The sequence below is a fragment of the Streptomyces narbonensis genome (assembly GCF_014649015.1).
Classification (GTDB): Bacteria; Actinomycetota; Actinomycetes; order Streptomycetales; family Streptomycetaceae; genus Streptomyces; species Streptomyces narbonensis.
Window position 1 is genome coordinate 271,493 of record NZ_BMSF01000005.1, and the last position, 25,712, is coordinate 297,204.

At 69.6% G+C, this 25,712-nt stretch carries 27 protein-coding genes and 2 pseudogenes; 15 read left to right on the plus strand and 14 right to left on the minus strand.

The annotated features are described in order from the left end of the window. Nucleotides 1-117: 117 nt before the first annotated feature. A pseudogene (locus IE124_RS11935) lies at nucleotides 118-364 on the plus strand (IS256 family transposase); the annotation flags it as partial. Here the strand turns inward: IE124_RS11935 and IE124_RS11940 are convergent. Further along, nucleotides 334-882: a GNAT family N-acetyltransferase gene (locus IE124_RS11940; protein WP_268246719.1), complete on the minus strand. Its 549-nt coding sequence runs from the start codon at nucleotides 880-882 to the stop codon at nucleotides 334-336. The pseudogene IE124_RS11935 and the gene IE124_RS11940 sit on opposite strands and share 31 nt — an antisense overlap. Before the next feature lie 71 nt (nucleotides 883-953). Further along, nucleotides 954-1,892, minus strand: coding sequence for a MerR family transcriptional regulator (locus IE124_RS11945; RefSeq protein WP_189507639.1), 939 nt, complete (start codon nucleotides 1,890-1,892; stop codon nucleotides 954-956). A gap of 222 nt (nucleotides 1,893-2,114) precedes the next feature. On the opposite strand from IE124_RS11945, the gene IE124_RS11950 reads away from it, so the two are divergent. Then, nucleotides 2,115-3,509: a DUF5685 family protein gene (locus IE124_RS11950; protein ID WP_189507641.1), complete on the plus strand. Its 1,395-nt coding sequence runs from the start codon at nucleotides 2,115-2,117 to the stop codon at nucleotides 3,507-3,509. A gap of 203 nt (nucleotides 3,510-3,712) precedes the next feature. Here IE124_RS11950 and IE124_RS11955 read toward each other — a convergent pair whose 3' ends face one another. Then, complete coding sequence (locus IE124_RS11955; protein ID WP_189507643.1) at nucleotides 3,713-4,147, minus strand: DUF6892 domain-containing protein; 435 nt, start codon at nucleotides 4,145-4,147, stop codon at nucleotides 3,713-3,715. A gap of 179 nt (nucleotides 4,148-4,326) precedes the next feature. Between IE124_RS11955 and IE124_RS11960 the strand changes: the two genes are divergently transcribed. After that, nucleotides 4,327-4,854: a hypothetical protein gene (locus IE124_RS11960; RefSeq protein ID WP_189507645.1), complete on the plus strand. Its 528-nt coding sequence runs from the start codon at nucleotides 4,327-4,329 to the stop codon at nucleotides 4,852-4,854. Nucleotides 4,855-5,044: 190 nt separating this feature from the next. Here IE124_RS11960 and IE124_RS11965 read toward each other — a convergent pair whose 3' ends face one another. Continuing rightward, nucleotides 5,045-5,638 (minus strand): DinB family protein, encoded by a 594-nt coding sequence (locus tag IE124_RS11965; protein WP_189507659.1) that lies wholly within the window; start codon nucleotides 5,636-5,638, stop codon nucleotides 5,045-5,047. Between the two features lie 266 nt (nucleotides 5,639-5,904). Between IE124_RS11965 and IE124_RS11970 the strand changes: the two genes are divergently transcribed. Continuing rightward, nucleotides 5,905-6,579: a LamG domain-containing protein gene (locus tag IE124_RS11970; RefSeq protein ID WP_189507661.1), complete on the plus strand. Its 675-nt coding sequence runs from the start codon at nucleotides 5,905-5,907 to the stop codon at nucleotides 6,577-6,579. A gap of 165 nt (nucleotides 6,580-6,744) precedes the next feature. On the opposite strand, the gene IE124_RS11975 is transcribed toward IE124_RS11970, so the two are convergent. Then, nucleotides 6,745-8,622: an AMP-dependent synthetase/ligase gene (locus IE124_RS11975; protein ID WP_189507663.1), complete on the minus strand. Its 1,878-nt coding sequence runs from the start codon at nucleotides 8,620-8,622 to the stop codon at nucleotides 6,745-6,747. A 486-nt stretch (nucleotides 8,623-9,108) separates the two neighbouring features. Between IE124_RS11975 and IE124_RS11980 the strand changes: the two genes are divergently transcribed. The 6 genes from IE124_RS11980 (at nucleotide 9,109) to IE124_RS12005 (ending at nucleotide 13,261) form a co-directional block, all read left to right on the plus strand. Further along, entirely contained in the window at nucleotides 9,109-9,576 is a 468-nt protein-coding gene (locus IE124_RS11980) for a MerR family transcriptional regulator (RefSeq protein ID WP_189507665.1), read from the plus strand. Beyond that, nucleotides 9,573-10,259: a hypothetical protein gene (locus tag IE124_RS11985; protein ID WP_189507667.1), complete on the plus strand. Its 687-nt coding sequence runs from the start codon at nucleotides 9,573-9,575 to the stop codon at nucleotides 10,257-10,259. Before IE124_RS11980 ends, IE124_RS11985 begins: the two co-directional genes overlap by 4 nt. Before the next feature lie 265 nt (nucleotides 10,260-10,524). After that, the gene (locus tag IE124_RS11990; protein WP_189507669.1) at nucleotides 10,525-10,857 is read left to right on the plus strand and encodes a metalloregulator ArsR/SmtB family transcription factor; all 333 of its coding nucleotides are present in this window, start codon (nucleotides 10,525-10,527) and stop codon (nucleotides 10,855-10,857) included. Then, nucleotides 10,854-11,579: a DUF2071 domain-containing protein gene (locus tag IE124_RS11995; RefSeq protein WP_189507671.1), complete on the plus strand. Its 726-nt coding sequence runs from the start codon at nucleotides 10,854-10,856 to the stop codon at nucleotides 11,577-11,579. The genes IE124_RS11990 and IE124_RS11995 overlap by 4 nt, the downstream gene beginning before the upstream one ends. 171 nt (nucleotides 11,580-11,750) lie before the next feature. Further along, nucleotides 11,751-12,650, plus strand: coding sequence for a hypothetical protein (locus IE124_RS12000; protein WP_189507673.1), 900 nt, complete (start codon nucleotides 11,751-11,753; stop codon nucleotides 12,648-12,650). 308 nt (nucleotides 12,651-12,958) lie between these two features. Beyond that, the gene (locus IE124_RS12005) at nucleotides 12,959-13,261 is read left to right on the plus strand and encodes a hypothetical protein (protein WP_189507675.1); all 303 of its coding nucleotides are present in this window, start codon (nucleotides 12,959-12,961) and stop codon (nucleotides 13,259-13,261) included. 129 nt (nucleotides 13,262-13,390) lie between these two features. Here IE124_RS12005 and IE124_RS12010 read toward each other — a convergent pair whose 3' ends face one another. The 4 genes and pseudogenes from IE124_RS12010 to IE124_RS12025 form a co-directional block, all read right to left on the minus strand. Beyond that, entirely contained in the window at nucleotides 13,391-13,657 is a 267-nt protein-coding gene (locus IE124_RS12010; RefSeq protein ID WP_189507677.1) for a hypothetical protein, read from the minus strand. 358 nt (nucleotides 13,658-14,015) lie between these two features. After that, nucleotides 14,016-14,561, minus strand: a complete 546-nt coding sequence (locus tag IE124_RS12015) for a GrpB family protein (protein WP_189507679.1) — start codon at nucleotides 14,559-14,561, stop codon at nucleotides 14,016-14,018. A 345-nt stretch (nucleotides 14,562-14,906) separates the two neighbouring features. Next, a pseudogene (locus tag IE124_RS12020) lies at nucleotides 14,907-16,498 on the minus strand (phytoene desaturase family protein). Next, on the minus strand, nucleotides 16,480-16,944 hold the full coding sequence (locus IE124_RS12025; RefSeq protein WP_306432393.1) for an SRPBCC family protein: 465 nt from the start codon (nucleotides 16,942-16,944) through the stop codon (nucleotides 16,480-16,482). The pseudogene IE124_RS12020 and the gene IE124_RS12025 overlap by 19 nt, the downstream one beginning before the upstream one ends. A gap of 445 nt (nucleotides 16,945-17,389) precedes the next feature. Between IE124_RS12025 and IE124_RS12030 the strand changes: the two genes are divergently transcribed. After that, entirely contained in the window at nucleotides 17,390-17,971 is a 582-nt protein-coding gene (locus tag IE124_RS12030; protein ID WP_189507681.1) for an SDR family NAD(P)-dependent oxidoreductase, read from the plus strand. On the opposite strand, the gene IE124_RS12035 is transcribed toward IE124_RS12030, so the two are convergent. Then, the gene (locus IE124_RS12035; protein WP_189507683.1) at nucleotides 17,968-18,156 is read right to left on the minus strand and encodes a hypothetical protein; all 189 of its coding nucleotides are present in this window, start codon (nucleotides 18,154-18,156) and stop codon (nucleotides 17,968-17,970) included. The two genes, IE124_RS12030 and IE124_RS12035, sit on opposite strands and share 4 nt — an antisense overlap. 519 nt (nucleotides 18,157-18,675) lie before the next feature. Here IE124_RS12035 and IE124_RS12040 point away from each other — a divergent pair. Together IE124_RS12040 and IE124_RS12045 are read left to right on the plus strand one after the other, a co-directional pair. After that, nucleotides 18,676-19,392 (plus strand): hypothetical protein, encoded by a 717-nt coding sequence (locus tag IE124_RS12040; RefSeq protein WP_189507686.1) that lies wholly within the window; start codon nucleotides 18,676-18,678, stop codon nucleotides 19,390-19,392. Nucleotides 19,393-19,504: 112 nt separating this feature from the next. After that, nucleotides 19,505-20,218 (plus strand): class F sortase, encoded by a 714-nt coding sequence (locus IE124_RS12045; RefSeq protein WP_370468753.1) that lies wholly within the window; start codon nucleotides 19,505-19,507, stop codon nucleotides 20,216-20,218. Nucleotides 20,219-20,596: 378 nt separating this feature from the next. Here the strand turns inward: IE124_RS12045 and IE124_RS12050 are convergent, their stop codons facing one another. Further along, nucleotides 20,597-22,141 (minus strand): MFS transporter, encoded by a 1,545-nt coding sequence (locus IE124_RS12050; RefSeq protein ID WP_189507688.1) that lies wholly within the window; start codon nucleotides 22,139-22,141, stop codon nucleotides 20,597-20,599. A gap of 186 nt (nucleotides 22,142-22,327) precedes the next feature. On the opposite strand from IE124_RS12050, the gene IE124_RS12055 reads away from it, so the two are divergent. After that, on the plus strand, nucleotides 22,328-23,392 hold the full coding sequence (locus tag IE124_RS12055; protein WP_189507690.1) for a right-handed parallel beta-helix repeat-containing protein: 1,065 nt from the start codon (nucleotides 22,328-22,330) through the stop codon (nucleotides 23,390-23,392). Between the two features lie 54 nt (nucleotides 23,393-23,446). Then, a complete protein-coding gene (locus IE124_RS12060) occupies nucleotides 23,447-24,475 on the plus strand; it encodes a methyltransferase (RefSeq protein WP_189507692.1) in 1,029 nt (342 codons plus the stop codon). Nucleotides 24,476-24,569: 94 nt separating this feature from the next. Here the strand turns inward: IE124_RS12060 and IE124_RS12065 are convergent, their stop codons facing one another. The 3 genes from IE124_RS12065 to IE124_RS12075 are packed head-to-tail and all read right to left on the minus strand — an operon-like array spanning nucleotide 24,570 to nucleotide 25,702. Continuing rightward, complete coding sequence (locus tag IE124_RS12065; RefSeq protein WP_017237477.1) at nucleotides 24,570-24,902, minus strand: TcmI family type II polyketide cyclase; 333 nt, start codon at nucleotides 24,900-24,902, stop codon at nucleotides 24,570-24,572. Between the two features lie 58 nt (nucleotides 24,903-24,960). Continuing rightward, a complete protein-coding gene (locus IE124_RS12070; protein ID WP_189507694.1) occupies nucleotides 24,961-25,440 on the minus strand; it encodes an SRPBCC family protein in 480 nt (159 codons plus the stop codon). Between the two features lies 1 nt (nucleotide 25,441). Beyond that, complete coding sequence (locus IE124_RS12075) at nucleotides 25,442-25,702, minus strand: phosphopantetheine-binding protein (RefSeq protein WP_015037975.1); 261 nt, start codon at nucleotides 25,700-25,702, stop codon at nucleotides 25,442-25,444. Between the last annotated feature and the right edge of the window lie 10 nt (nucleotides 25,703-25,712).

The following is a 25,712-nucleotide window of genomic DNA, read 5'->3' on the forward strand; positions in this document are numbered from 1 at the left end:
GCTCACCGGCCGCGGCGCTGGAGGCCGAGGTCAACTCCCACATCGTCGAGACGGCCCACGAGAAGGACGAGAGTGGGGCGGTGCTTGGTAGTCCGCGACGGCTACCACCAGCCCCGGAAGGTCACCAAGGGCGCCGGATCCCGTGCTGCCGGACTCGCCATGGTGTTCAAGCTGGTCGAGTTCGCACAGGCCCGCTGGCGGGGCCGTCAACGGCGCTCACCTCGTCCCACTTGTCCGGGCCGGAGCCCGCTTCGAACGCGGCCAACTCGTCGAGCGCCCAGGGACCTGCGCGGCACGAGCCACCTCGGCCGATCCGCGGAACGCGAGTGGATCTCAGGCATCCCTGCACCGTATGTGCAGATGACCGTCGAGAGGGAAGGAGGGCGGCGCCGCGGGCAGAAGGCTGTCGAACTCGTACCGGCTCTTCTGCGCAACCCGGCACGAAGCGGTGTTGTCCACCTGATGCAGGAGTTCCAGACGCTTCAGCCAGCCGGCCCCGAACGTGTCGAAGGCCCAGCCAGTGAGGGCCTCCAGAGCGCGAGGCGCCACACCCCGTCCGCGAGCATGCGCCGCGGTCCAATAGCCCACCTCAGCCGAGGGTTTGCCGAAGGCGGCTTCCTTGAGGACCACATTGCCGACCAACTGCCCATGGGGTGAATCGGGTTGCGCTTCAAGGACCGCGAAGCCGAACCGGTCGCCCACCGCCCACCCTCGCTGCTGGGCCCGCACCCACCGCACTGCGTCGGCGTGGTTCTCCACGGAAGAGCTGGTCCAGTGGCGCAAGGATCGATCCCGGCATGCCTCGACCAGCGCGGGAACGTCCTGCATGCACCAGGGACGAATAACGAGGGCGGGAGCGGACGGCGTGGCATCCGCACGCAGTACGGCGGTGTCAGTCGCCGGCCGATCGTACGCGTCGGCGTCCGGCCCCGGCACAGACCGTTCCGGGCCCACTACCGCTGCGCCCGAACGCGCAGGGCCTCGACGGACCAGTCGAGCACTCGCGCCAGGCTCTCCGGAGCAGGCCAGCCGTTGATCACTGCAAGTAGCTGGAAGTGCCGGTCCCTGCGCGGATCGTTCGCACTCTCCAGCCGGAGCAGCAGCCGACGGCGAAGCTCGGCGTCGTCAGGGCGGCCGCAGATGTGCGCGTAGTGATCCGCAAGCGCCGCGACGATCGGATCGGCCCGATGGGAGGCCGGGTCGATGCCCGCCGTCAGGGCCGGGGCGACCAGGTCACGGACAGTTGCGGCGAAGTCGCGGCGCGGGCCCGTGGTGTCGCCCTGTGCCCGTTCGGCCGCCAGATCCTCGGCCATTCGTCGCACGCCGGCACGGAAGTCCGGGTCCAGAGCCAGTTCGGCCCACTCCACCCATGCTCGGGCCTGCTCCGCCTCGGGAGTATCCGGCAGTTCGGGGGTCATCGAGCGCATGACCCCTGCGAATGCGGGGTCGGCGCCGAGACCGTCGAAGACAGTGTTGAGGAAATCACCGATGAGATCTCGGCGTTCCTCCTCGGAAAGCTGGGCAAGCTGGTGCACGAGATCGGTCTCCTCGGGAGTGAGCCCACGTTCGGCCACGACTGTCAGCACCGCGTGACGCAGACGCAGGATGCGAATCTGCACCGCGACTGCCTCGGCATGCGCCGCGGCGACCTCAGGGAGCGAGAGCTCCCGATCGACGATCTTGCGGATCGTGGGAAGGTCCAGCCCCAGTGTCCGCAGGGTCCGCACGAGGTCCAAGCGCGCGACGGCGTCGATGTTGTACAAGCGGTAGCCGGCCGGGCTGCGGTCCGTCGGCGTCACGATTCCGCGATCGGAGTAGAACCGAATGGTCTTGACCGTGAGACCGGTCCGACGAGCCAGCTCGCCGATCGAGTAAAGCGTGTCGCCGTTCATGCCCATAGCTTGGTGTCTCCCCCTACGGGAGACTCAAGCCCCCTCGCCAGCCGACGGCCGGCCCCCTCGTACAACAGGTCTTGACCATTCCTCGTCGCCCGGCGGCCACTCTCGGAAAGGACCCCTTTAGGATGACGACCGCGCGTTGATGGCGCATGCGGTTGACGTCACGTGCGGTCGCACCAGTTGCGCGTACGAGATGTCCTACGGGGGAGATCTTCGATGTTCGGAATCATCAGGCCATGCCGCCATCGGCTCGGCGAGGGCTTGCGTACGGAGTGGATGGCGCACCTGTGTGGGCTGTGCCTGACGTTGCGCGGCGAGTACGGACAGTTCGCGAGGGTGGCCACCAACTACGACGGCCTGATCGTCTCGGTCCTGACCGAAGCGCAGTCGGAGCGGTCGGGCGACTGGCGACGAGGGGCCGGGCCCTGCCCGCTGCGCGGGATGCGATCGGCGGACGTGGCACAGGGCGAGGGTGCCCGGTTGGCGGCGACGGTGTCGCTGGTGCTCGCCGCCGCCAAGATACGTGACCATGTGGCCGACGGCGACGGTCTGTTGGGGCGCCGCCCGATGGCGATGGCGGCACGCCGGATCGCCCATGGGTGGGATCGCGCGGGTGCGGCGGGCGGCGACCGGCTCGGCTTCGACACCTCGGTGCTGCTCGAGGCCGTCGAGCGCCAGCCGGAGATCGAGCGGTCGACCGGCCGGGGCGGCTCGCTCCTGACGGTCACGGAGCCGACGGAAACGGCGACCGCCGCCGCATTCGCGTACACCGCCGTACTCACGAACCGCCCGGACAATGCCGAACCGCTGGCGGAAGCCGGCCGTCTCTTCGGACGACTGGCTCATCTGCTGGACGCAGTGGAGGACCTGGACGCGGACGAGGCGTCGGGAGCCTGGAACCCGATCGCCGTGACCGGCGCGGACCGCGCCGAGGTGCGCAGGCTCTGCGACGACGCCGTCCACGGAATCCGGCTCTCCCTGTCCGATGCCAGGTTCGTCGACGGGCGGCTGGTACAGGTGCTTCTGGGCGGCGAGTTGGAGCGTGCCGTGGATCGGGCCTTCGACCCCCGGCATCGCCGGCACCGGCACAGCAGCCAGGCGCGTGGCCTGCGCATACTGCCTTGGCTGGGGCGCCGTACGGCGACGGAGGAGCCCTTGCAGTCGGGCACGGGCGAGGCATGCGGCGTCGGAGCACTCGTGGGTCCAGGGGGTGCGCCTACGGCATCGGGCCGACCGCCGGAGGGGGAGTGCCGGCGGTGTCACCGGCAGGGCCGGCTGTGTGGCGACTGCAGGCTCTGCTACGACTGCTGCCGCTGCGACGACGACGCGGATTCGGGTGAGGGGGAGTCCTGGCAGTTCGGCGACGGCAACCGCGGGGGTGGCTCGGGCGGCCGGGACGCTTCCGGCAGGGACGGTGCCGGAGGCGACGGCTGGTTCGGCGGACACGGCGGCGGTAACTCGGGAGGCTCCTCCGGCGGTTCAGGCGGAGGCCACGGGCCGGGGGGCCCTGGCGGCTCCGGTGGCTCTGGTGGCTCCGGCGGGGGCTCGGGTGACGGCTGTGGCGGGGGCTGCTGCAACCCCTGCAAGTGCTGCTGCGACTGCTGCGACTGAACGGCAGACGAACCTAAGGGCCCCGAGGGAGGAACCGGGCAAGGGACCCTCTCGCCACTGCGCGCGACGACGGCCGCGGGGCGGACGGTGACACGTTGGTGGTTCACCAAGGTTTCCGTGGGGCAGCTTCGTGCGTCGACAACGCCAGGCGGGGCCTCTGAGGACCCCGCCGGGGCGCCGGACCGACGAACGGGTGCAGGGGCTCAGTCCGTGTCGATGCCGCGCGCGGCGAAGACCTCCGCCGCGTTCGGCACGGCCAGGACTCCGTCCTCCACGAAGGTGACCTCCCGCAGGTTGGGCAGCAGAGCGAGGTCGTCGAGCGAGCGGACGTCGAACAGGTCGTCGTCGCCGTCCCAGGCGGGGGCGCAGTGCCGGAAGACGTCCGCCCCGGCATCGAAGCACAGCTCCTCGACGCGGGCGAGCAGTTCGGTCGGGATCTCCAGGGCCTCGAAATGGGCCTGGGACTCCGGCAGCACTTCCGCGTGGAGGCCGTTCCCCAGGACATAGGACGCGGGGTCGCCGATCCCCCGCGAGGCCAGCCTCGAGGGCAGATCGTAGACCGGAAGGAGCGGCTCGGGGCCGTACATGAGCTCCTCGATGACGAGCAGCTTGAGGTTGAAGTCGCGGAACTGGCTCATGGGGCATGAGTATCACGGAGCTACGACACGGGCCCTCTCCGCCGGCCCCGGCAAGCACCGATTGATCACCGAAGAGATGTCTCTCCGCTGGCAGGCACCCGCATCGTGCGATGAGTACCCAGCTCGGCCCTGTCCGGATTTGATGCCCACCGTCGGTGGGCAGTCGATAGATTCCCGCCATGAGTGATGACGAGGACTACCTGGACAAGAGCCCAGCCGCCGCACGGATGGGGAAGGCAGCCGAGTATCTCGTCGCAGCCTCGTGCATCCTGGCTACGGGTGGTGAGTTGAACGTCTCCACCTCGCTCGTGGACGACGAGGGAGTGGACCTCGTCTTCCACCGGCGCGGGAGTTCCGCGACACTGGCCGTGCAGGTGAAAGCCCGGATGTCCACTGGAACGCAAATTCAGCAGGGCAGGCTGATGGCCTTCGTGCGGTCGCAGACGTTCCAGCCGCGGACCGACCTGGACATGCTGTTCGTCGCCGTGGATGTGGAGCGGGGGGCGATCATGATGGGCTGGTTGATACCGAGCGGGACGTTCGGAGAGATGGTGACCGAGCCCAACAGCAAGGGGCGCTTCCGGTTCTCGGCGTCGATGAAGCCGGGCTCCAAGGATCGCTGGAGTCCGTTCCGGCTGACGGCTGCCGAACTCCCCAAACGTATCCTTGCCCGGCTCACCGAGCTGGAGAAGGTCGGAGCCGAGTAGGTCTGTCACTGGTTCTGAGGGGTCCGTCCCGGCAGGTAGTGCTGGCAGGCCGTTCCGGTAGGCGGTCCCGGCAGGTAGTGCTGGCAGGCCGTTCCAGTAGGCCGTGCCGGCAGGTCGTGCCGGTAGGCCGTGCCGGCGGGCTGTACCGCCAACGCCAAAAGCTCACACCGCTCTTGGCGCAAGAGTGACTTCAGCTCTGCTTGGCCTGAGCCTCCTGGGCGGACGCCTCCAGTCGGTTCCAGTAGTCCTGGTACCAGGACTCGTCACCGCCGTCCATGTTGCTGTTTGCCTCCCGCATCCCAACCTTGCCGTCGATCAGCTCGCGGACGATGTCGGCGTGGCCGGCGTGCCGGTTCGTCTCGGCCGTCATGTGCAGCATGATCCGCTGCAGCGTCACGTCTCCGTTGTCGCCCCACCACGCGACGTGCCCCATCGCGTCGAGCGACAGTGCCTCGATCGTCGCATCCGCGTGAGCCCAGGCGCGGTGGTAGAGGCTCAGAACAGCTTCGCGCGACTCGTCGGCGGGTGCCCACATGTCCGAGTTGGGCTCGGCGCTCTCCTCGTGCCAGGGGAGGGACTCGTTGTGGGGGCGGCCGAAGGTCGGCCCGAAGTACCCGAGTTCGACGCTGGCGAGGTGCTTGACGAGGCCAAGAAGGTTGGTGCCGGTCGGAGTCAGGGGGCGGCGGATGTCGTACTCGGACAATCCGTCCATCTTCCAGACGATGGCTTCGCGGGCTGCCTTGAGGTAGCGGTGCAGGTCGTCTTTGGGATCATTGGGCTTCATGGGTCGAGTCTCGCATCACCCACCGACAGCGGTCCCGTGAGTTTGCCTGCTCCCAGGATGCATCACGCGACGCCTGCGCCGTCGAGGCAGGCGAACCGGCCCTTCCGGGAGTCCTGACGCGGCGGACACTCGGACGGTTCCCCTGCCCGGGTGTCGTCGACTCCTCCTTGTGACGAGTTCTCGACATGGAGTGAGGCGCTCCGCATAGTGGCAGCCGCTGAGGGCAGAACGCAGGTGGCACGACCGTCCTACCTGGGGAGCCTTCCATGCCATCCTCGTCTCCTGCCTCCGAGCCGATCTTCACCGCGGACTTCAGTTCACCGGAGCAGTGGGTCGCCGGGCGCTCGTGGGCGTATCCCGACGGCGGCCCGGTCAATCCGGGGGACAACAAACTGGACCACCTGGTAGAGGATCCCGCCTACAGCAGATCAGGGGTCTTCCGGGCGACCCGTAGGCGTGACGGCCTGTGGGACGCCGGTCTGCTGACCACCGAGGGGAGTCCCCAGGGGTTCCAGGTGCGCGCCGGGGACTCGCTGGAGGCGCGGGTGCGCCTCCCCGAGGAGACCGGGGCCTGGCCCGCGATCTGGACCTGGCGCGACGGAGGACAGGAGATCGACGTCTTCGAATACCACCCCGACAACCCGGACCTGCTTGAACTGTCCAACCGCGTACGTGGCACTCATCGCTACCACCGTTCTCCCTCGGTGAGCCCCGGCGGCTGGGTGAAGCTGCGGACAGAGTTCGGCGCGCGCTCGGTCGTGTGGTGGCTTGATGACGTGAGAGTGTTCGCCGACGGGCGCGGCGTGGGCCGCAGCTGGCACGCCTATCTGATCGTCAACCTCTCGGTATGTGCGGGGCGTTACCACCCGGCGCCGGACGCGGACACCGACGAGATGTCGTACGAGGTCCGCGACCTGCGAGTGTTCCGACCGACCGGGTGAGCCGGGAGGGGCTGATCTGAGTGCCCCCTGGAGGGTGCGACATCGCCCGCCTTGAACTGCCGTGTTCGGCATGGGCATTGTTCGCTCCGCGGGCGCCGGCCCCGACAGGAATGGGTGACCTGTTGCGTGGATGCAGGGACCGGGCGCGGGCGGCGCGGATGGGTGTCAGGCTTCGCGGGCGCCTTCGTACATGGACTCGATGAGGTCGGCGTACTCGCGTTCGACGACGGGGCGCTTCACCTTCAGGCTCGGGGTGAGCTCGCCGTGCTCGATGTCGAGGTCGCGGGGCAGGACGGCGAACTTCTTGAGCGTCTGCCAGCGTTGGAGGCCGCTGTTGAGATCCTGGACGAAGCCGTTGATGAGGGTGTGGACCTCTGGGGAGGTGACGACCTCGGCGTAGGTGCGGCCGGCGAGGCCGTTCGCGCCGGCCCAGGGCATGATCACGGTCTCGTCGAGGGTGACCAGGGCGGTGCAGTAGTTGCGGTCGTTGCCGATGACCAGGATGTTGCTGGCGAAGGGGCAGACGGCCTTGAAGCGGCCTTCTATCTCGGTGGGGGCCACGTACTTGCCGCCGGAGGTCTTGAACAGGTCCTTCTTGCGGTCGGTGATCCGGACGTAGCCGTCCTTGTCGATCTCCCCGATGTCCCCCGTACGGAACCAGCCGTCGCTCTCCAGGACTTCGGCCGTCTTGTCGGGGAGGTTGTGATAGCCGCGCATGATCCCCGGTCCGCGCAAGAGGATCTCGCCGTCCTCGGCGATGCGGACCTCGGTCCCGGGCAGGGGCTTGCCGACCGTGCCCACCCGGCTGTCGTCGGCCGGGTTGACGGTGCAGGCCGCGCTCGTCTCCGTAAGGCCGTAGCCCTCCAGGACGTTGACTCCGGCGCCGGCGAAGAAGTAGCCGATGTCGGGGGCCAGGGCGGCACTGCCCGACGCGCTGCCGCGCAGCGAACCGCCGAAAGCGGCACGGATCTTGCCGTAGACCAGCTTGTCGGCGATGGCGTGCTGGACCCTGAGGGACAGGGGGACCGTGCGCCGACCGGTGGAGACCATATGTTCCTGGCCGGTCCTGGCGTAGTCACGGGCGACCTTCGCCGCCCACTTGAAGATCTTGTACTTGACGCCGCCCTCGGCGCGGGCCCGGGCGGCGATGCCGTTGTAGACCTTTTCGAAGACCCGCGGCGCGGACGCCATGATGGTGGGCCGGACGACCGGCAGGTTGGTGATGATGCGGTCGACCCGGCCGTCCACCGCCATGACGTGGCCCGACAGCACCTGCCCGGCTATCAGCGCCTTGCCGAACACGTGGGACAGCGGAAGCCACAGGAACTGCACGTCGTCGGCAAGCACGAGGCCCGTAGACTCCTGGGCGACCCCCTGATACGACCAGCAGTCGTGCACCAGTCGCACACCCTTGGGGCGGCCCGTCGTTCCGGAGGTGTAGATCAGCGTGGCGAGCTGTTCCCGTCCGATGCACTGGACCGTCGACTCGACGGCATCGGGGTTCTTGGTGAGGTGCTCGATGCCGCGCTGCTCCAGCTCAGCGAGGGTGAGCACCTCCAGCCCCTCGGCCCCCGCCGCGTCCGGCGCGGGGTCGAAGAGGACCACGTACCGGAGGTCCGGCAGCTCGCCCCTGTGCGCGGCGACCTTGGCCAACTGCTCGCCGTTCTCCACGAAGATCGCACGGCTGCCGGAGTCGGCCAGGATGTACGCCGTCTCCTCCCCGTTGGTGCTGGGGTAGACGGCCGTCGCCGCCGCGCCCGCACACATCACACCCATGTCGGCGAGGATCCACTCGATCCGCGTCGACGACGAGATCGCCACCCGCTCCTCGGATTGCAGCCCCAGGGCGAGCAGGCCGGCCGCGATCGCCTTCACCCGCTGCGCCGTCTGTGCCCACGTCAGCGAACGCCATGCCTCACCGCCGCCGTCGACCGCTGCGGGATACCGATACGCCTCCCGGCCAGGCGTGGCCTCGACCCGGGACAGGAACAGGTGCGCCACGGAGTGCGGGCGGCTTTCGAGCGGGTACTGCGCGGAACTCATGGCGGCCTCCGAGCCCGAGGGCATTCATCACATTGGTTGACCGGCAAGTAACTTGCGGGCAGTGCTGAGGCTAGAGGTCAAACCCCAGGCTGTGTAGAGGACTTGAGTCACGAATTTACTTCCCGGCCTTTCGGTACTGCGACCACACCAGGACTTGAAAACCAGGTGTGAAGACGCCACCCGAACCCGCATCCACGTCCATCTTCACCCCCACCCCCGCCCCCACCCCCACAGCCACCCGCACCTCCATCTCTGTCTCCACCTCCATCTCCAGTGAATTTCGGCGGTCTGCCCGTGAGGATCAATGATGCGCCCGAAAGGAATGCGCACCGGCGAACCGAGACGTCCGCGAAAGAACCCGCAATTCCGGATCCGGCCAAGGCATGAGGTGCGGGGTGTACGGGGGGGCAAGGCGGGGGCGAGGTGACACAGGTCATGCGCGACGGGCTTGAACCCGGACCTGACACCAGGTTCTAGCCTCTGCCCATGCCCACCACGCAACAGACCGAACCGTCCCTGCTGAGCAGCGGCAATCTCGCCCGATCTGCCGGCCTCACGGTCGACACCCTGCGCCACTATGAGCGCATTGGACTCCTACCCCCGCCTGTCAGAACCAGCGGAGACCACCGCCGCTACACCCCGCAGGCCCTGGAGCGCCTCACGTTCATCCGGGTGGGTCAGCGGCTCGGCCTGCGTCTGGACGAGATCAAGCAACTCCTCGACGCCTGCGACGACACCGCAGACTGCCCGGTGGGCACCGCCGAGCGCGTCCTTCGTCAGCGCATCGCCGAGGTCGACGAGCAGATCGGACAGATGACATCTCTGCGCGGACGGCTGATGCTCGCCGTCAGCCGGATCGAGACGCACAGCGGCGACATCACCACGCTCCTCGACGAACCCCCACGACCGCCGCAGGCACCCCGCCGCGCCGCGACGAAGGATCCGAACCGATGATCACGCCTGACGCATTGACACACGCCCGCGCCTACGACCGCGCCGGCCTCATCGGCGCGGCCGTGACGCTGGGCTGCGCCATCGCCTTCCAGGTGCTGACCCTCACCCACCCGGACGTCCACCTCCAGCCAACGGACCTGCCCCTGTCCACGGGCGACTTCCTGCGGCCTCTCACGCGCGAGCCGCGCGCGATGATGCTCTGGATGGCCTTCGACTTCCTCTTCGTCCTCGGCTACATCGCCATGTTCGTGGGCGCCCTCCGCCTCACCCGCGCTCCAACGCTCGCGGCCGTCAGCCTCGGCGCGATCCTCACCGCCGGAGCGCTCGACGCCCTCGAGAACTCGCTGCTCGTGACCTTCGCGGCCCAGTCGAGCACCGGCGCTCCCGCCAACGGCATACCCGTGACAGCCCTGTATGTCGTCGCTGCCCTCAAGACCGCAGCCGCGATGACCGCAGCCGGCTTCCTCGCCCTCGCGCTCCCGACGACGACCCGGGGGTACCGTGCCATGGCCCTCGCAGCGGCCGCGTTCGTCCTGATCAACGCAGCCGGAACAGCGTTCCCCGCCCTGGGTCCCGCGGAGCCCCTGCCGATCGCAGTCCTGACCATCCTCCTCTTGGCCACCTTCCGCGCGCGCCTGCGCGGTACGGGTTCAGGCGTCGCTCCATCGCCGCAGACCGTCTGAACAGGCTCCCGCGCGCACTGCACGCAGCGCCTTGAACGGGCACGACGACTGGCCCCACGGCTGTGGCCGCGCGCCAGCGGCGGGGGCGCCGGTCTCACCGATGTCACCAGCGCTCAGGGAGCGCGCTGTACCTCCAGGACGTCATGGAGCTCTCCGACCAGCTCCGGGCAGGCAACCGCACCGCCGGGGACTGTCGGCCAAGCCCTCGAACTCAGCTGTCCAATCTTTCTTGTTAGGTACTTAGCTAAGATGCTAAATATGGCGTATGACAGAAGCTCAGGATGAGGCGGGAGCCTTCCGCGCCCTCGCCGATCCGACGAGACGCCAGATCCTCGAGGACCTCAGAGGCGGCGAGCTCGCGGCCGGCGAGATCGCGGCCAGGTTCGCGATCAGCGCGCCCTCCATCTCACGACATCTCGCCGTGCTCAAGGGAGCCGGACTGGTCACCGAGCGCCGGGAGGGCAACCGGATCCTCTACACGCTGGCCGAGGACCGCCTGGCCACCAGCATCGGCCGGTTCCTCAGTGCCGTCTGCCCCGAGCAGATCGTGCTCCGCCACACCAAATGGCGCCCCGGGGCGCAGAGCGAGGGATCATGAGACAGCCGAGACTGTCCAGCGTCATCGAACGACGACTCCTGGTGAACTATCGAGTCGCCCCGGATACGGCAGCACGCCTGCTCCCCGGCCCCCTGCGCCCGCAACTGGTGCACGGCTACGCGGTTGCGGGCATCTGCCTGCTGCGCCTGGGAAGTGTCCGGCCGGACTGGGCACCCAAGGCGTTCGGCCTGAGGAGCGAGAACGCGGCACATCGCATCGCCGTCGAGTGGGACGGACCCGGCGGCGTCGAGACCGGCGTCTACATTCCACGACGCGACACCGCCTCGCGGCTCAACGTCTGGGCCGGAGGCCGCCTCTTCCCCGGCGAACACGGCCGGGCCGACTTCGAGGTGCACGAGACGCCCGATCAGGTACGCGTCGCACTGGCGACGCGGGATGGCGACACCCGAGTGGATGTCACCGTCGAGGTGTCCGACGAGCTGCGGGACAGCGAGCTCTTCGCCGATCTTGCCGAGGCTTCCCGATTCTTCCGACGCGGGGCAAAGGGCTTCTCGGCCACCAATTCCGGCTGCCACCTGGATGGCATGGAACTGTCCACCGACGCCTGGCACGTGGAAGCCGGCCGGGTACGCTCCGCCGCGTCGTCCTTCTTCGACGACCCGGACTGCTTCCCATCGGGGAGCGCGACCCTGGACTGCGCTCTGATCATGCGCGACGTCCCCGTCAGCTGGCGGCCACTCCCGGCCATGGCTTCTGAGTAAGGGCGCTCACGGATGAGTTGGTGACGGCCGCCGGCGAAGACGGCCCGCGCCCGGTGCCCGCATTCGTGAGGAGCCAGGCCGTGACCGCACGTCCCGCCGCTGCTCGGCGCGGTGCCGCCGCGGCCGGAAATCCGATGCCGGTCCGGCGGGCCGCCGACATAGCCTCGGGGCGTGATCCAACTCGTGCTCGCTGCAGCGGTGTTGACCGTGGCCGCCTCCGTATACGGGGCCATCGGCCTGCGGTGGCGACGGCGTGCCCGGATCCGGCGCGAGATCCTCGAGTTGATCGCCGCATTGGACTTCGAGCCGTACCACGCCGCCGCGTTGAAGTCCGGGGTGACCGAGGCGGCGGCCGCCGAGCTACTCCTGGGCGGGTACCTCGACATCGATGGAGAGGGAGCGGTGCTCCTGACCGAGGCGGGCCGCACCCGTGGCCGGACCCCCGTCCACCCGGTGCCCGCCGCCCTGCTGGAAGCCGTACGCAGGCATGACCCCGAGCCGGTGTCGATCGGCTGGGTCGACTGCCATGACGAGGAGTATCAGGCACGGCGCGGCGCGTACCGGCGCGAGTGCGACGCCCGGTTGCCCGAGATCCCGCGCATGCCGGACGGCGAGGGGCGGCAGCTGCTCGCCTGTTGCGCCTGTGTGGGCGTGGTCCTGCTGCTGGTCTTCTGGGTATGGGCGGCAATGCTGCTCGTGATGGCTCGGCCGAACGGCGTCCTGGAATGGGTCGCCGCCACAGGGGCGGCCCTGGGCCTTGCGGTGCTCTGGTTCGCCGATGGCGCCAACAAGCAGGTCGGAGCCCGCACGGCTTGCGACGACCCACTGGGAGACCGGCTCCTTGATGAGTGCCATCCGGCCGTCGCGGCGCTGGACGAGCAACAGCGGCTTCACGTGCTCGAGAGCGTCGAAGACCGGAGCAGGTGGCGTGGCGTCGACCGGGTCGTCGACGAGGACGGTGACGGCGACGACGATTGGGACGACGACTGGTGCGCGGACGCCTACCACTATCGCGCCGCCGACCACGATGACGAGCCCGACGGCGAGGCTGGCGACATCGGGGTCAGATGAGTGCTGACGTACGGGCCTGAGACGCGCGTCCCGAGTCATGGACGGACCGAGACGCATCAGAGGCCCGTGGTCAGCGCCGTTCTCCACGACGCGAGCCGCGAAATCAGGCACCCACACGCCGGCCGTGATCGCACGCCGTACGGCGGCGCTGAGGGCGTGTGCCGTGCGACCTCACTTGGTCCTTCGCTGGTACCACGCAGAACCCACGCCCTGTACGCCGGAGCACCGGGGACCGTCCTCAAAGCCGGTTCGGCCGGACGCCGCACGGTTGTGCCGCTGCCCCGGACGGTGGCGCGGGGGTCAACGTCGTGATCCGTACGTCGGCCTCCTGGCGTGCCTGGCTCCAGTCGCATGGTCACATCCCGGTGCTGGAGTCGCAGCTCGATTCCCGCGTCCCGTACGTCTTCCAGTACACCGGCGGCCCGGCCGTCCTGCGGGTCGGCCAGCGCGGCGGCGCGGCCCTCCGCCTCCACGTGCTGACGGACGACTTCGAGGCGGAACCGCCCCTGCTCACGGGCCGCAGCACCACCTGCACCGGCGAGGTCCGCCAGGCCGGGCCCGCCCTGCTCCGCCTCGACTCCAGCGGGGACTGGCACCTCAGCCTCCGGTGATCCGGCAGTGTGGGTGGGGAGCCAACCAGATGCGCGCTGACCCGTGACACGTCCTGTGAACTGGGAAAACTGGAACGAGTTCGAGCCCCGTTCGGGCCCGCGGGCCGAACGGCAGGCTAGGTTCGTCGTTTATCGTCGGCGCTCGACGAGCCGGGCGAGTGTCTCCGTGGGCCGGCAGAGCCATTCGAGAAGCGGGTGGCTGATGACGAAGTAGTGGGCACTGACCCAGCCCTGCTCCTTGTCGAGGATTTGCGGGGCTTCATCACGGTAGACGTAGCGGAGGTAACGGCGGCGGATCGGTGCTCCTGCTGTCAGCAACGCTGGTGAGGCGACGAGGATGGCCAGCGGGATCAGGGCCTTCACCGCCGTGAGCTTGGCTTTCTCCTCGTATCGCATGTGCTCATTGTGCTGATCCCCGTTGTCGCTTGTCAGCCTCTTCGTCGTGGATTCGTGCCGACCTTGTGGTGTGCGGGGCGGGTGTGGGACGGACTCGCCGGTGGGCGAGGACGAGACCCACGACGCGATGGGTGGCAGGGCGGTGGTTCTTCGAGCCGAGCGGCCGGCCGGGACCGGGGTGGGACGGTTTCGGTGCGCTGCCGTCCGCAGCCCTGGGCAGCGGCACCCCGGCCGGTGATCTGCGAAGCCGGGCGAGGTCGGATCGATCCGCGTTCGCCCTCGGACCACAAACGACAAGCCAAGAGCTTGTCCCGTGACTCCGCCGAACTCGGCTTCGTCCGTGCTCCGTTGGCGAGGTTCAGGCGTCACTGGGACCGGGGGCCCAGCCGGTGAGCTGGGCCCAGGCGTCAGCGCGTCGGATGATGTCCCAGACGACTGCGTCCTTGGCCTGGACGTAGCAGGGCCGGTCGTCGTGGAACCGGGCCGCGCAGCGCCGTTTGGCCGCTGCGTACTCGATCGCGGCAGGCGGGTGGCAGCGGAGGTAGTCGCGGAACAGGAGTGGGAACTGTTGCGAAAAGCTGCCCAGCTGTCGTACGTGCACGTGTGTGCGCTGCTGACTCGGCGGCTCCCGGAAGTACCGTTTGGTCCGTTCGGGGTTGTCCGCCCGGTACACGAAACCGATGCCGGTGAGCGGGCCCAGGAACGCGTCCGTCGGTTCCAGTGATGCCACTGAGATCTGGATGTCGATCACCGGCTTGGCTGCCAGTCCCGGCACCGAGGTGGATCCGATGTGGTCGATACGAGCCGCGGCGGAACCGAGGGCTGTACGTAGGTCCACGCCCCACCTGGCGAACATGACCGGCCAAGCAGGGTCATACGGCGTGATCTCGACGGACTCTCCCATGCTGCGGAGTGTTCCACGGCTTGGCCCAGCCGTGGGCCGAGCGACGGCTGGGCAGGCGGACCGGGGCCCGGCCTGGTTGCGGCGTACTGACGAAGCCGATCTGACGGTGCGCCGGCGTGCTCATGGCTGGCGCCCTTTGGGAGAAGCACCGGCTTCACCTCCGCGCGTGGGAGTCCGGCGGAAGGTCGACGGCCCTCGCCGTCCGGCCCGCGTACCCGGAGGACCGCTCATGACCAGTGTCGCCACCGGCGGCCGAGGCTTTGTGGTCGCCTCGGCCTGGCAGGTCTGTGCCGCGGGCGCTCGGTGGACTTGACGCTCCGCGTGTCGGGGACGTCGACACGGGGGTCACCTCCAGTGCTGGGCGCGGTGAAGGGGCGCGCGCAGCACACGGTGACCCAGGGCGGCCCGGGCAGCGTTCGCCCCCGGCGCGCCGTGACCCCCGCCGCCCGGATGGGCGGCCGCCGACGCGAGGTAGAGGTTCCTCACCGGAGTCTCGGGGCGGCCGGTGCCGGGTGTGGGGCGGAAGACCGTCTGTTGGTGCAGGGCGGTTGTGCCGTTGTTGACGGCACCACCGTGAAGGTTCTCGTCCATGGCCTGGAGGGTCGGGGGAGCCGGGACTCGGCGCGCGCGGATCAGGTCACGGAAGCCTGGGGCGAGCCGTTCCACTCGGGATTCGATTCGGTCGGGCATCGCCTCCTGTTCGCGGAGGTCCTACCTTCCTGTGATGTTGTCGGGACCCGCGTCCGCGGTGACGTGCTGCGGAACGTGCGTGTAGGCCCACGCGGACTCCGTCCCGGTGCGGGACCGGCTGGGGTCCGCCGTGGTCATCTGGCCGAAGAGGACGAACGGTTCGTCGGGCGCTCGCCCCATGGCGATCTGGGCGGCGAACCGGGTCGGGCCGTCCACGCCGTCGGCGAGATGGACGGTCCCCGCGCCGACCGCTCCCGGAGCCGTCCAAGGCACGGGTCCCGCCAGCGCCCAGTCGACCTTGAAGGTCGCGAAGTCCCACTGGAAGCGCTCCAGGTCGCGCAGGAGGCGTGACGGAAGGCTGTCCTCGCCGACAAGGTCGCGATACAGGGTCGTCGCCGACGTGTCGGCGAGTACGGCCCGACGCGCGCCGATCGTCTCCCCGCCGTCTGTTCCGACGCCCACCGCCGTGTTGCCGCGCACGGCGACGGACGTGACCCGCTCTCCGCACCGCAGGACCTCACCGCGTCGCCGGAGACGGCCGACGAGTGCCGCTGTCAGGGCCCCGGCCCCTCCGACGGGCACCGGGAACCCGTGGCTCTGGCCCAGCATCGACATGAGCCAGCCGAAGCCGCCGCTGCCCGCCGCCTCGGGAGCCAGATCGGCATGGAGGGCGTTGCCGGCCAGCAGGAGCCGACCTCCCTCTCCGACGAACTCCTCCTCGCCCAATCGCCGTACGGGCAGGGCCAGGCTACGAGCCAGCCGCGGTCCCGCCGGTCCCCGCAGTTTCGTAGCCAGCCGCAATCCTGCGCGGATCGGCGGGAATGGCGTGAACAACGCGTCTACGAGGTCCGGCCCCAACCGCCTCCACGTCCCGTACAAGGACTCCCAGGAGGCACCGTCAGCTGCCGCGAAGTGCGCGAGCCCGGCCGAGGTGTCCTGGACACGGCGTTCGAGCACCGCGCACCGGCCGTCCGGCAGAGGATGCGCCAGCACGCGCGGTGTGTGGCTCCAGCGCAGTCCCTCGGCGGCGAGATCGAGACGGGCCAGGACCGGAGAGGCGGCGGCGAGCGGATAGAAGGCGCTGAAGAGGTCGGAGACGTAGTCCGGGTGCACCCCACGGTCGCTTCGTACGGCCCCGCCAGGCTCTGCCTGGGCTTCCAGAACTGCACGCTCCACCCGGCGTCGACGAGAAGGTTGGCGGCCACCAGCCCATTGGGCCCGGCGCCGATCACCACCGCGTCAGGCACCGAGCACCTCCCGGGGCCGCCCTTCCACCACCGTGGCCAGTCGCGCCAGCATGCCCCCTGTGCCTCAGCTGGAGGGCTGCCTCGCTCACGGGGTTTTGCAGGGTTCCTCCCAGGCCGCGCAACGGGTGCTCGTCGCAGATGACGAGCGTCTCCGCGCCCCACGGCCTCAGCTGGAGCAGGATCCTTGCAGTGCCGAGGGGCTTGAACGAGGCCTCCAGCTCCAGCTCCCGCTCGGTCTCCGTGTGGCGCACCGTCGTCACACCTTCGGCGGACCACGGGCCCAGCCGGATCGCGTAGCGCAGTCGTGCCCCCGGTGACGGCCAGCTGTCGTCGAGCGGGGTGGACCGGGAGGGACCCACTACCCACTCTCCGTAGCGGAGCGGATCGGCGAGTACGGCCCATACGGCACGAGGGGGTCGTCGGATGAGCTGATGACGGACGGCCATGACGGCTCCTCCCAGTGAAACGCCGACGCGCGGACCCGTACCTGCCGGGCCCCGCAGCCCCGAACACACGACTCGGCTGCGGGCGGCAGCGGTGTCACTCTGCGGCTCGCCCCCGGACGGGCCGGGCTCGACGGGGTGTGACGGAACCTCCCAGGCACAGCGTGGTGTCACGGTCCTGGGGCGAGTACCCCCTTCGCCGCGTCTCACGCTGTCGGGAGAGATGTGCTCCGGCGTGCCGCAGGTCGCAGCCGCGGCTGGTAGTCGGCCTGAGAGCCGGGCGCATCCTCAGTCAGGGCGCCGAAGGCCCGGCGGGGAGCATGCGGGGAAGGAGAACGAGCATCCCGGGAAGGAGAACCGGAAACCGGACGGCCGGACTGGGCTGAGCCCGGGCACCTGCTGCGTACGTGCTTCCCAGCCCTCGGGGGCGGACGGCGGGAGACGCCACATGAGGACGCGCACACACCACGGGCCCCTGCGGGGCCGAACCGTCGTAGTGACGGGGGCTGCGCGCGGCCTCGGAGCGGCGCTGGCGCGCGCCTTCGACGAACGGGGAGCACGGTTGGCCCTGCTGGGGCTCGACGAAGCGCGCCTGGGGACGGTGGCCGCCTCGATGCGTGCCGAGTCGGCCTGCTGGAGGGTCGACGTGACGGACGACGAGGCCATGGCCGAGACAGCCCGACAGGTCCGATCCCGCTTCGGGCCGGTGTCCGTGGTGGTGGCCAATGCCCGCGTCGCCCAGGCAGGCCCCTTCGCCGACACCGATCCTGGCGTCTGGCGCCGCGTCGTCGAGGTCAACCTCATCGCAAGCGCGGTCACGGCACGCTGCTTCCTGCCCGACCTCCTCCACACCCACGGCCACTACATGCAGACCGCCTCCCTCGCCGCTCTAAGCGTTCGGCCACAGAGGCAGCGGACTGACTGTTGGTGCATTCCCGCCACCGGGCTTGGACACTCGCTACCTGACGCTCACTCAGCGCGTCGGCCCTCGGTGCGACTTGGTGGCCGTCCCTGTGCCGGCCTCGGCTAGGCGGCGGCTCCAACCGTGGTCTCGCCGCCCTGTCCACCGACGGCGAGCAGCGCTACTGCAAGGTCCACATCCTCAACGGTCGCGCCTGCCTCCTCGGCACCTTCCCCGCAGGTCGGCAGGTCGTCGACATCGCCGCGCATTCGGAGCAGAACTGACGGGCGCACATAACGACTGACAGTCGTCACCGCCTCGCTCCGTCCCTCCCCACGAGCCCAGATCCGATGGCGTCTGGCAGCTCATGCCCGCTTCCGGCCTCGAAGGACCCAAGGACCCAAGGACCCCACGAGCCGGTGAGGCTGACGACGCCGCTACCCCCAGGGAGGTCCCGCCGTGCCCCGAACCGCGCCCGAGTCCAGAAGGGTGTCCCGCCCCTTCACCCGGGGCGGCAGGACCGAGACCCGGCTCCTGGGATGGGAAGGACTCCTGCCGGCGTCACTGATCTGCTGCCTCGGAGACCGACCACATCCTCGGACACAGCGGCTTTCTGGAGCGCTGCGCCGAGCGCATGCCACATCTGACACATGGTCCGGCTTCATCGGGACATAGGCGGCTGCTCCGTGCGCTCGGCTGATTCCGCTACCCCTGGTTCCCTTATGCACTAGCTCAGGTGGCGGGCCGTCATGCCAGAGCTGACGGTGGACCATGTCGCTGCGTATGAAAGCAGACAACGGTCAGCTGACGCAGCGGACGGAAGGAAGCCATTGATGCGTTCTGCCCGCATTCTCTTCGCCGCCACCGCCACCGCCGCCGCGCTGGCCCTCACCACGCCCGGGGCCTACGCGCTCACGGCCGGCGACTGGGACAAGGACGACTCCTCCCACAGCCAGAAGCGTGACCACGACAAGCCGCACGGCGGCATGCACACCGGCTCCGGCGCCCTGTCGCTGATCGGCGGCGACGACTGGTCCAAGGACAAGAGCGACAAGAAGGAGCACGGCAAGCCGCACGGCGGGATGCACACCGGCGGCGGTGCGCTCACCGCGGTGAGTGGTGACGAGTGGTCGAAGGAGCACGAGAAGGGCGGCAAGCCCGAGAAGGAGCACGGCAAGCCGCACGGCGGGATGCACACCGGCGGCGGTGCGCTCACCGCGGTGAGTGGTGACGAGTGGTCGAAGGAGCACGAGAAGGGCGGCAAGCCCGAGAAGGAGCACGACAAGCCGCACGGCGGTATGCACACGGGTTCGGGCGCGCTGTCCGCGGTCAACGCTGACGACTGGGGCAAGCCCGAGCAGCAGAAGCAGGAGAGCGACAAGTACCAGAAGGAGAGCGACAAGCACCAGAAGCCCAAGGGCGGCATGCACACCGGTGGTGGCGGCCTCGCAGGGCCCGGGTTGAACCTGACCGGCGCGCTGGTGCTCGCGGGCGGGGCGGCTGCGTTCGTCCTTTACCGCCGTAAGAAGACCGCCGGCGCGTCCGCGTGATAGCCCACCCGGCTCAGGGGCTGCCGCCCTGAGGCAGCCCCTGAGCCGCGGCCGTAGTTTCTGCTCGCCACGCGACCCCGGACCCGCCATGCCCGATGAGAAGACGTCTGTGATGGAACCCCCACCCGACCCCGCGAACGAAGAAGTACGCCGTCCGGCTCGATGGGTCGCGCCCACTGTGTTCTGGACGACGGCGATCGCCGCGCTCCTGGTCCTTGCCGGACCGGGGCTGTTCACGCAGGACGAGACCGACACCCCCCGCCCCGCATCCTCGACGGCCGTGTCGAAGCCGGCGGCCGGCGCTTCGGCATCCCCCCGCACACCGCACCGGGCGAAGCCGAAACCTGACCCCAGGTCCGGTCTCGCGATGCCCCGAGCGATTCCCACCCGTCTGAAGATCGCCAAGATCGGTGTCGACGCCCCGTTCACCGGCCTGAAGATCGGGCCTTCCGGAGCTTTGGACCCGCCCCCGGCCGACGACACCAATCTCGTCGGGTGGCACGCCGCCGGTATCGCTCCCGGCCAGCGGGGAACCGCGCTCATCGCCGGACATCTGGACACAGCCACCGCACCGGCCGTCTTCGCCCGGCTCGGCGAACTCGAGGCAGGGGACTCTTTCGAGGTCGCGCGTGCCGACGGCACCACCGCGGTCTTCCTCATCGACTCCGTGGAAAGCTTCCGCAAGGACGACTTCCCGAACCAGCGCGTCTACGACGACACCCCCGACGCCCTCGTCCGGCTCATCACCTGCGCAGGCCCCTATGACCGCGCGGCCAAGGACTACACCGGGAACCTCGTCGTCTTCGCCCACCTGCAACCCAAGTGACACCCCCAGCGCGACCACCGACTCCGCATGGCCCCGCCGCCGCTCTCGCACTGACGCTTGCACGCAAAGAGGCCGATCGATCCGCAAGAGCGTGCCGGGATTCAGCCCGGTCGGGGCTCCACCGGATCACCCGCACATGAAGACGGACACATGGGCCCAGTGCACCCACCGCTCCACTCGGAACCGAGGAAGGGCCCGCCACCGTGAACCGGGGTGGCGGGCCTCTCCGCGTAGGTTCGCCGGCGGCCTTCCACAGCACGTCGAACCCGCTTCGAGAGCTGCCCGTCATGTACTGAGCGCGGCGCAGGTAGAGCCGGGCGAGGGCGGCCGCCCGGCGTTACAGGGCGGCGTCCGCTTGTGCCTCCTGTCCGCCCGGCGCTACAAGGCGGCGTCCGCTCGTGTCTCCTGGCCGCCCGCGATCGCGCCCGCTTCCGGCCGCTGTCCGGTGTCGGCCTTGGGTACGCGTACCGTCGCGAAGGTGATCAGTGAGGCCGCCGCCCCCAGGGCCGCCGCCACGATCAGCACCGTGTTCAGGCCCGACGCGAACGCCTCGCGTACCAGGTGCGTCATATCGGCGCGTCCGTCATCCGGCCAGCCGGCGACGAAGGACCGGGCGTGTCCGCCGCTCAGAACGGCGGCCGCCTTGCTCGGGTCCGGGACGGCGCCGTCGGTCGTCAGTACACGCTCGATCCGCGACTGGAAGATCACGCCGAACGCGGCGATCCCCAAGGCGAAGCCCAACTGGCGGAAGGTGTTGACCGCACCGCCCACCATGCCTCCGCGCTCCGGCGGCACCGTGGCCAGGGCAGCCGCCGGCAGACTGGGTGTCACGAGGCCGACACCCAGACCGGCGACGACGAGCCCCGCCACGAGGCTGCTGCCCGAGGATCCCGCGTCGAGGGTGGCCTGCATCGCGGAGCCCACGGCGATGAGCGCCAGCCCTCCTCCGATGGTCGTCCGTGGCGGCCAGGGGCCGAAGCGGCCTGCGAGTACGGAGGCGAGGAACGCGGCGGCGCACATGGGCAGGATGTAGAGACCTGCTTCGACGGGCTCGTACCCCAGGACGGACTGCATCCACAGCGACTCGTACAACAGGTAGGCGAACGCGGCTCCTTGGAGGAACAGGGCGCTGACCATGAGGCCGGCGAACGACGGACTGCGGAACAGCGACAGGTCGAGCACGGGGTGCTCGTGCCTCGTCTCGGCCACCACGAACAGGGCGAGGGCGACGACCGCAGTGGTGAACATGCCGAGGGTGAGAGGTGTCGCCCAGCCGTCGGAATGGGCGCGGATCAGTCCGAACGTGAGGGTGCCGCTCGCCACCGTGAAGGCGACCGTGCCGAGGACGTCCGCACGCTGCCGGCCCTGGCCCCTGGCCTCCCGGACGGAACGCAGGGTCATCACGACCGCGGCCAGACAGACCGGCAGGTTGACGAAGAAGATCCACCGCCAGTCCAGGTACTGGGTGAGGAGTCCGCCGACCACCGGGCCGGCCGCCGCGGCGACCGAGTTGGTGGCGCCCCACACGGCGAAGGCCACACCCCGGTCCCGGCCGCTGTAGTGCATGCCGAGCAGGGCGATCGTCGTGCCGAACATCCCGGCGGCGCCGATCCCCTGCACCGCGCGGGCGCCGATCAGCACACCCGCGTTCGGGGCGACCGCGCACGCCACCGACGCCGCGGTGAAGACGATCAGCCCGACCAGGTAGACCTTCCTGCGGCCGATCCGGTCGGCGCGGGAACCGACACCGAGCAGCAGCGACGCCAGCGCCAGCGCGTACGTGTCGACCACCCACTCCAGCTCGGAGAGCGTGGTGCCGAGGTCCGTCGCCATGGCGGGCAGCGCCACCGTCACGATGGTGACGTCCAGCAGGAGCATGAACGTGCCGAGACAGATCGAGGCCAAGGGCCACCACTTGCGCATCCGAACCCCTTCGCTGCCCGCCGCACCGAAGACGTGCCCCCGGCGGCCCCCATGCTCCACGGAGGAGCGGCGGATCCCGTGAGGACCCGCCCGCCACGCCCGAGCGTGGACCCCAGGGAGGTATGCCTAGGTCCGCCTGGGGGATCACCGGTGGCAGGCCGGAATGCGCGCTCTTAGCTTCGGCACATGACCAAACGACAGATCGCCCTGCTGGCCTGCACCGTGGCCCTCACGGCCTCGGGGCTGGGTGCGGCCGCACCCAGCGCCGTGAGCCGGATGGTGCACCTGGTGAAGCCCGGCGAATCGATCCAGAAGGCCGTGGACGCCGCGAAGCCGGGGGACACCATCGTCCTGACACCCGGCACCTACCGCGAGAGCGTCCGCATCACCACCTCGGGCCTGACCCTGCTCGGCTCGGGCTCGGCTTCCACCGTCCTCGTGCCCGGTGACGCCACCGCCACCGACGCGTGCGCCAAGAACGGTCACGGCATCTGCGTGACCGGGACGGACAGCGACCCCGTCGAGGGCGTCACCGTGCGCTCGCTCGCGCTGAGGGGCTTCACCGCCAACGGCCTGTGGGCCACCCGCACCGACCGGCTGACGGTCCGCAAGGTGCTCGCGGAGAAGAACGGGAAGTGGGGCATCGCCCAGGAGAGATCCACGCGTGGTGTCCTCAGCGACAACACAGCCCGGAACAACGCCGACGCCGGACTGTTCCTGGCCAACACCACCGACACGGAGGCAGGCGCCACGGACGCCGAGGGGACGCGGGTCACCCGCAACACCCTGACCGGCAACCGGATCGGCCTCACCGTACGGCGCCTGCGCAACGTGACCGTCGACCACAACGAGGCGACCGGGAACTGCGCCGCGGTGTTCGTGGTGGGCGACGAGTCCAAGCCGCGTGCCGGAGCCATGACCCTGCGTCGGAACGACATCCACGCCAACAACAGGTACTGCCCGAAGACCCCCCGTCTGCCCTTCCTGCAAGGCTCCGGCATCGTCCTCACCGGCGCCGAGGAGACGGTGGTGGAGAAGAACAGGGTCGTCGGCAACGTGGGAGCCTCGCCGCTCTCGGGCGGCATCGTGCTGTTCAAGAGCTTCGTGGGCGTTCCGAACGCTCAGAACGCGATCCGCGACAACGTGGTGATGCGCAACAGCCCCGCCGATCTGGCCGACCGGGACACCGGTCAGGGAAACACCTTCACCCGCAACACCTGCACCCTCTCGGAACCCGCCGGAATGTGCTGACCCACCGGGTCCCCCACATCTCCCACGGTACGCACCAAGGACAAGGCGAAACACATGACAACGGTTGATCCGGCTCCCGCCCCGCCGATGCGGTTGAGGGAACTCGTCTTCGGGGCGGCATGCGCCGCCGCCGTACGCGCGGCCGCCCGCCTGGGCGTGGCCGACGCCATGGGCGACACGCCCATGACCGTGGAAGACCTCGCGGCAGCGGTGAAGACCCAGCCGCGGACACTGCGCAGGCTGCTGCGCGCGCTGTCCTGCCAAGGGGTCTTCACCGAGCAGCCCGACGGCACCTTCGCCCACACGGAGATGTCCCGGCTCCTGCGCGAGGACGATCCGCACAGCCTGCGGTACATCGCACTGTGGTGCACCGAACCGTGGACGTGGGACGTCTGGCCGAAGCTCGACGAGGCGGTGCGCTCCGGACGGAACGTCTTCGAGGACGTGTACGAGCGGGAGTTCTTCACCTACCTCAACGAAGACGCGCCCGAGTCCGCCCACGTCTTCAACCGGGCCATGACCACGTCGAGCAAGCAGTCGGCCCAGGACGTCGCGGACCTCCTCGACCTCGGGGACGTGTCCTGCGTCGCGGACATCGGTGGCGGACAGGGACACGTCCTGGCGAGTCTCCTGGAGAAGCACCCCACCCTGAACGGCGCGCTGCTCGACCTGCCGGGAGTGGTGGAGAACGCCGACCCGCGCCTGCGGGACGGCGGCGCACTCGGTCCCCGCGTCCGTGTGGTGGCCGGCGACTGCCGCGAGGACATCCCGATCCGCGCGGATGTGTACATCATCAAGAACATCCTGGAGTGGGACGACGACAGCACCCGTAGGGCGCTCGCCAACGTGCGCAAGGCGGCGCCCCCCGGCGCCCGGGTCGTCGTGATCGAGAACCTCGTCGACGACACGCCCTCGATGAGGTTCACGACGGCCATGGACCTGCTGCTGCTCCTCAACGTCGGTGGTGCGAAGCACACGCGGCAGAGCATGGTCGACCGACTGACGGACGCGGGGCTCGTCATCGGCGAGATCCGCCCGGTCAACGCGTACCTCCATGCGTTCGAGTGCACCGTGCCCGCCTGACGGGGCAGGAAGGAGGAAAACCCGAGGCCGCCCGCTCCGCGTCGTTCGCGGGGCGGGCGGCCTCGGGTTTCCCTGCCGTACCGACCTCGGGGGATCAGGAGCCGGCGTCGCGCTCCCAGCTGTAGAAGCACTGCGCCATGGCGTCCTTGGGGCTCCGCCACGTCTGTGGGTCGTACGCGCTGACGTACGCCGACAGCTTCTCGCTGGCGTCGCGGAACTCGGGGTGTCCGGTCAGCTTCGCGATGGCCGGCCCCGGGTCCTGGTCCGACTCGATGAGGTGCAGGTACACGTCGCCGAACTGGAACAGGCGGCGCCGCGTGACGCCGACCAGGTGGGGGAGTTCCCCACGGTCGGAGGCGGCGAACACGTCGGCGATGGCCGGGGCCGAGCCGGGCGCCATGCGGGCGACGATCAGGGCGTGGTGCATCGAGCGTCCTTCCAGGGTGCGGGTGTGCGGGTGTGCGGGTGTCCGCGGCAGGGTTCGGTCAGCCGGGCAGGACCGGGGCGCTCCGGCGGTCGCGGGCGACCTGCTCGATGCGGTCCCGGATGAGGGCCATCTGCGTGCGGGAGTTGCGGTTGATGTTGTCGGTCATCCAGGCGTCGTCGACCGGAGCGTCGGGCTTCATCGCGAAGTCCTGCACCCAGCGCATGTGGACGCCGGCCGGGGTCTCCTCGTACTCCCACCGGATGTTCATGTGGTCGAACGGACCGGTCTCGACGCGGCGGGCGCGAACGGTCCGCCCGGGGCGGTCCACGGTGCGCTCCGACACCCAGCTCCAGACCTTCCCGGACTCGTCCGGGTGCATGGTCAGGCGGAAGGTGGTGGAGTCACCCTCGCGGGAGAGCACTTCGAGTGAGGCGTACTCGCTGAAGAGGTCGGGCCACTTCTCGATGTCGTTGGTGATGTCCCAGACGAGGCCGAGCGGGGCGTCGACCGTGATGCTGTTGTCGGTGTGACCGGCCACGTCAGACTCCCGTCCTGAGGGCGTTGTTCACCAGGCCGACGAACTCGCCCGGCGTCTTGCAGCGCTCGGCGTCGGTGGGCAGCGCCACGCTGTACCGGTTCTCCAGCTCGCCGACGATGCCGAGCAGGCCGAGCGAGTCGAGGCCGAGGGTGGTGAACGGTGCGTCCGGCGCCTTCTCCAGCTCCCGGGCGTCGACGGTGACGCCGGCCGCCTGCTTCATCAGCGTGGAGAGTTCGTCGAAGGTCAGTGCGGTGGTGATCATGCGTGCTCTC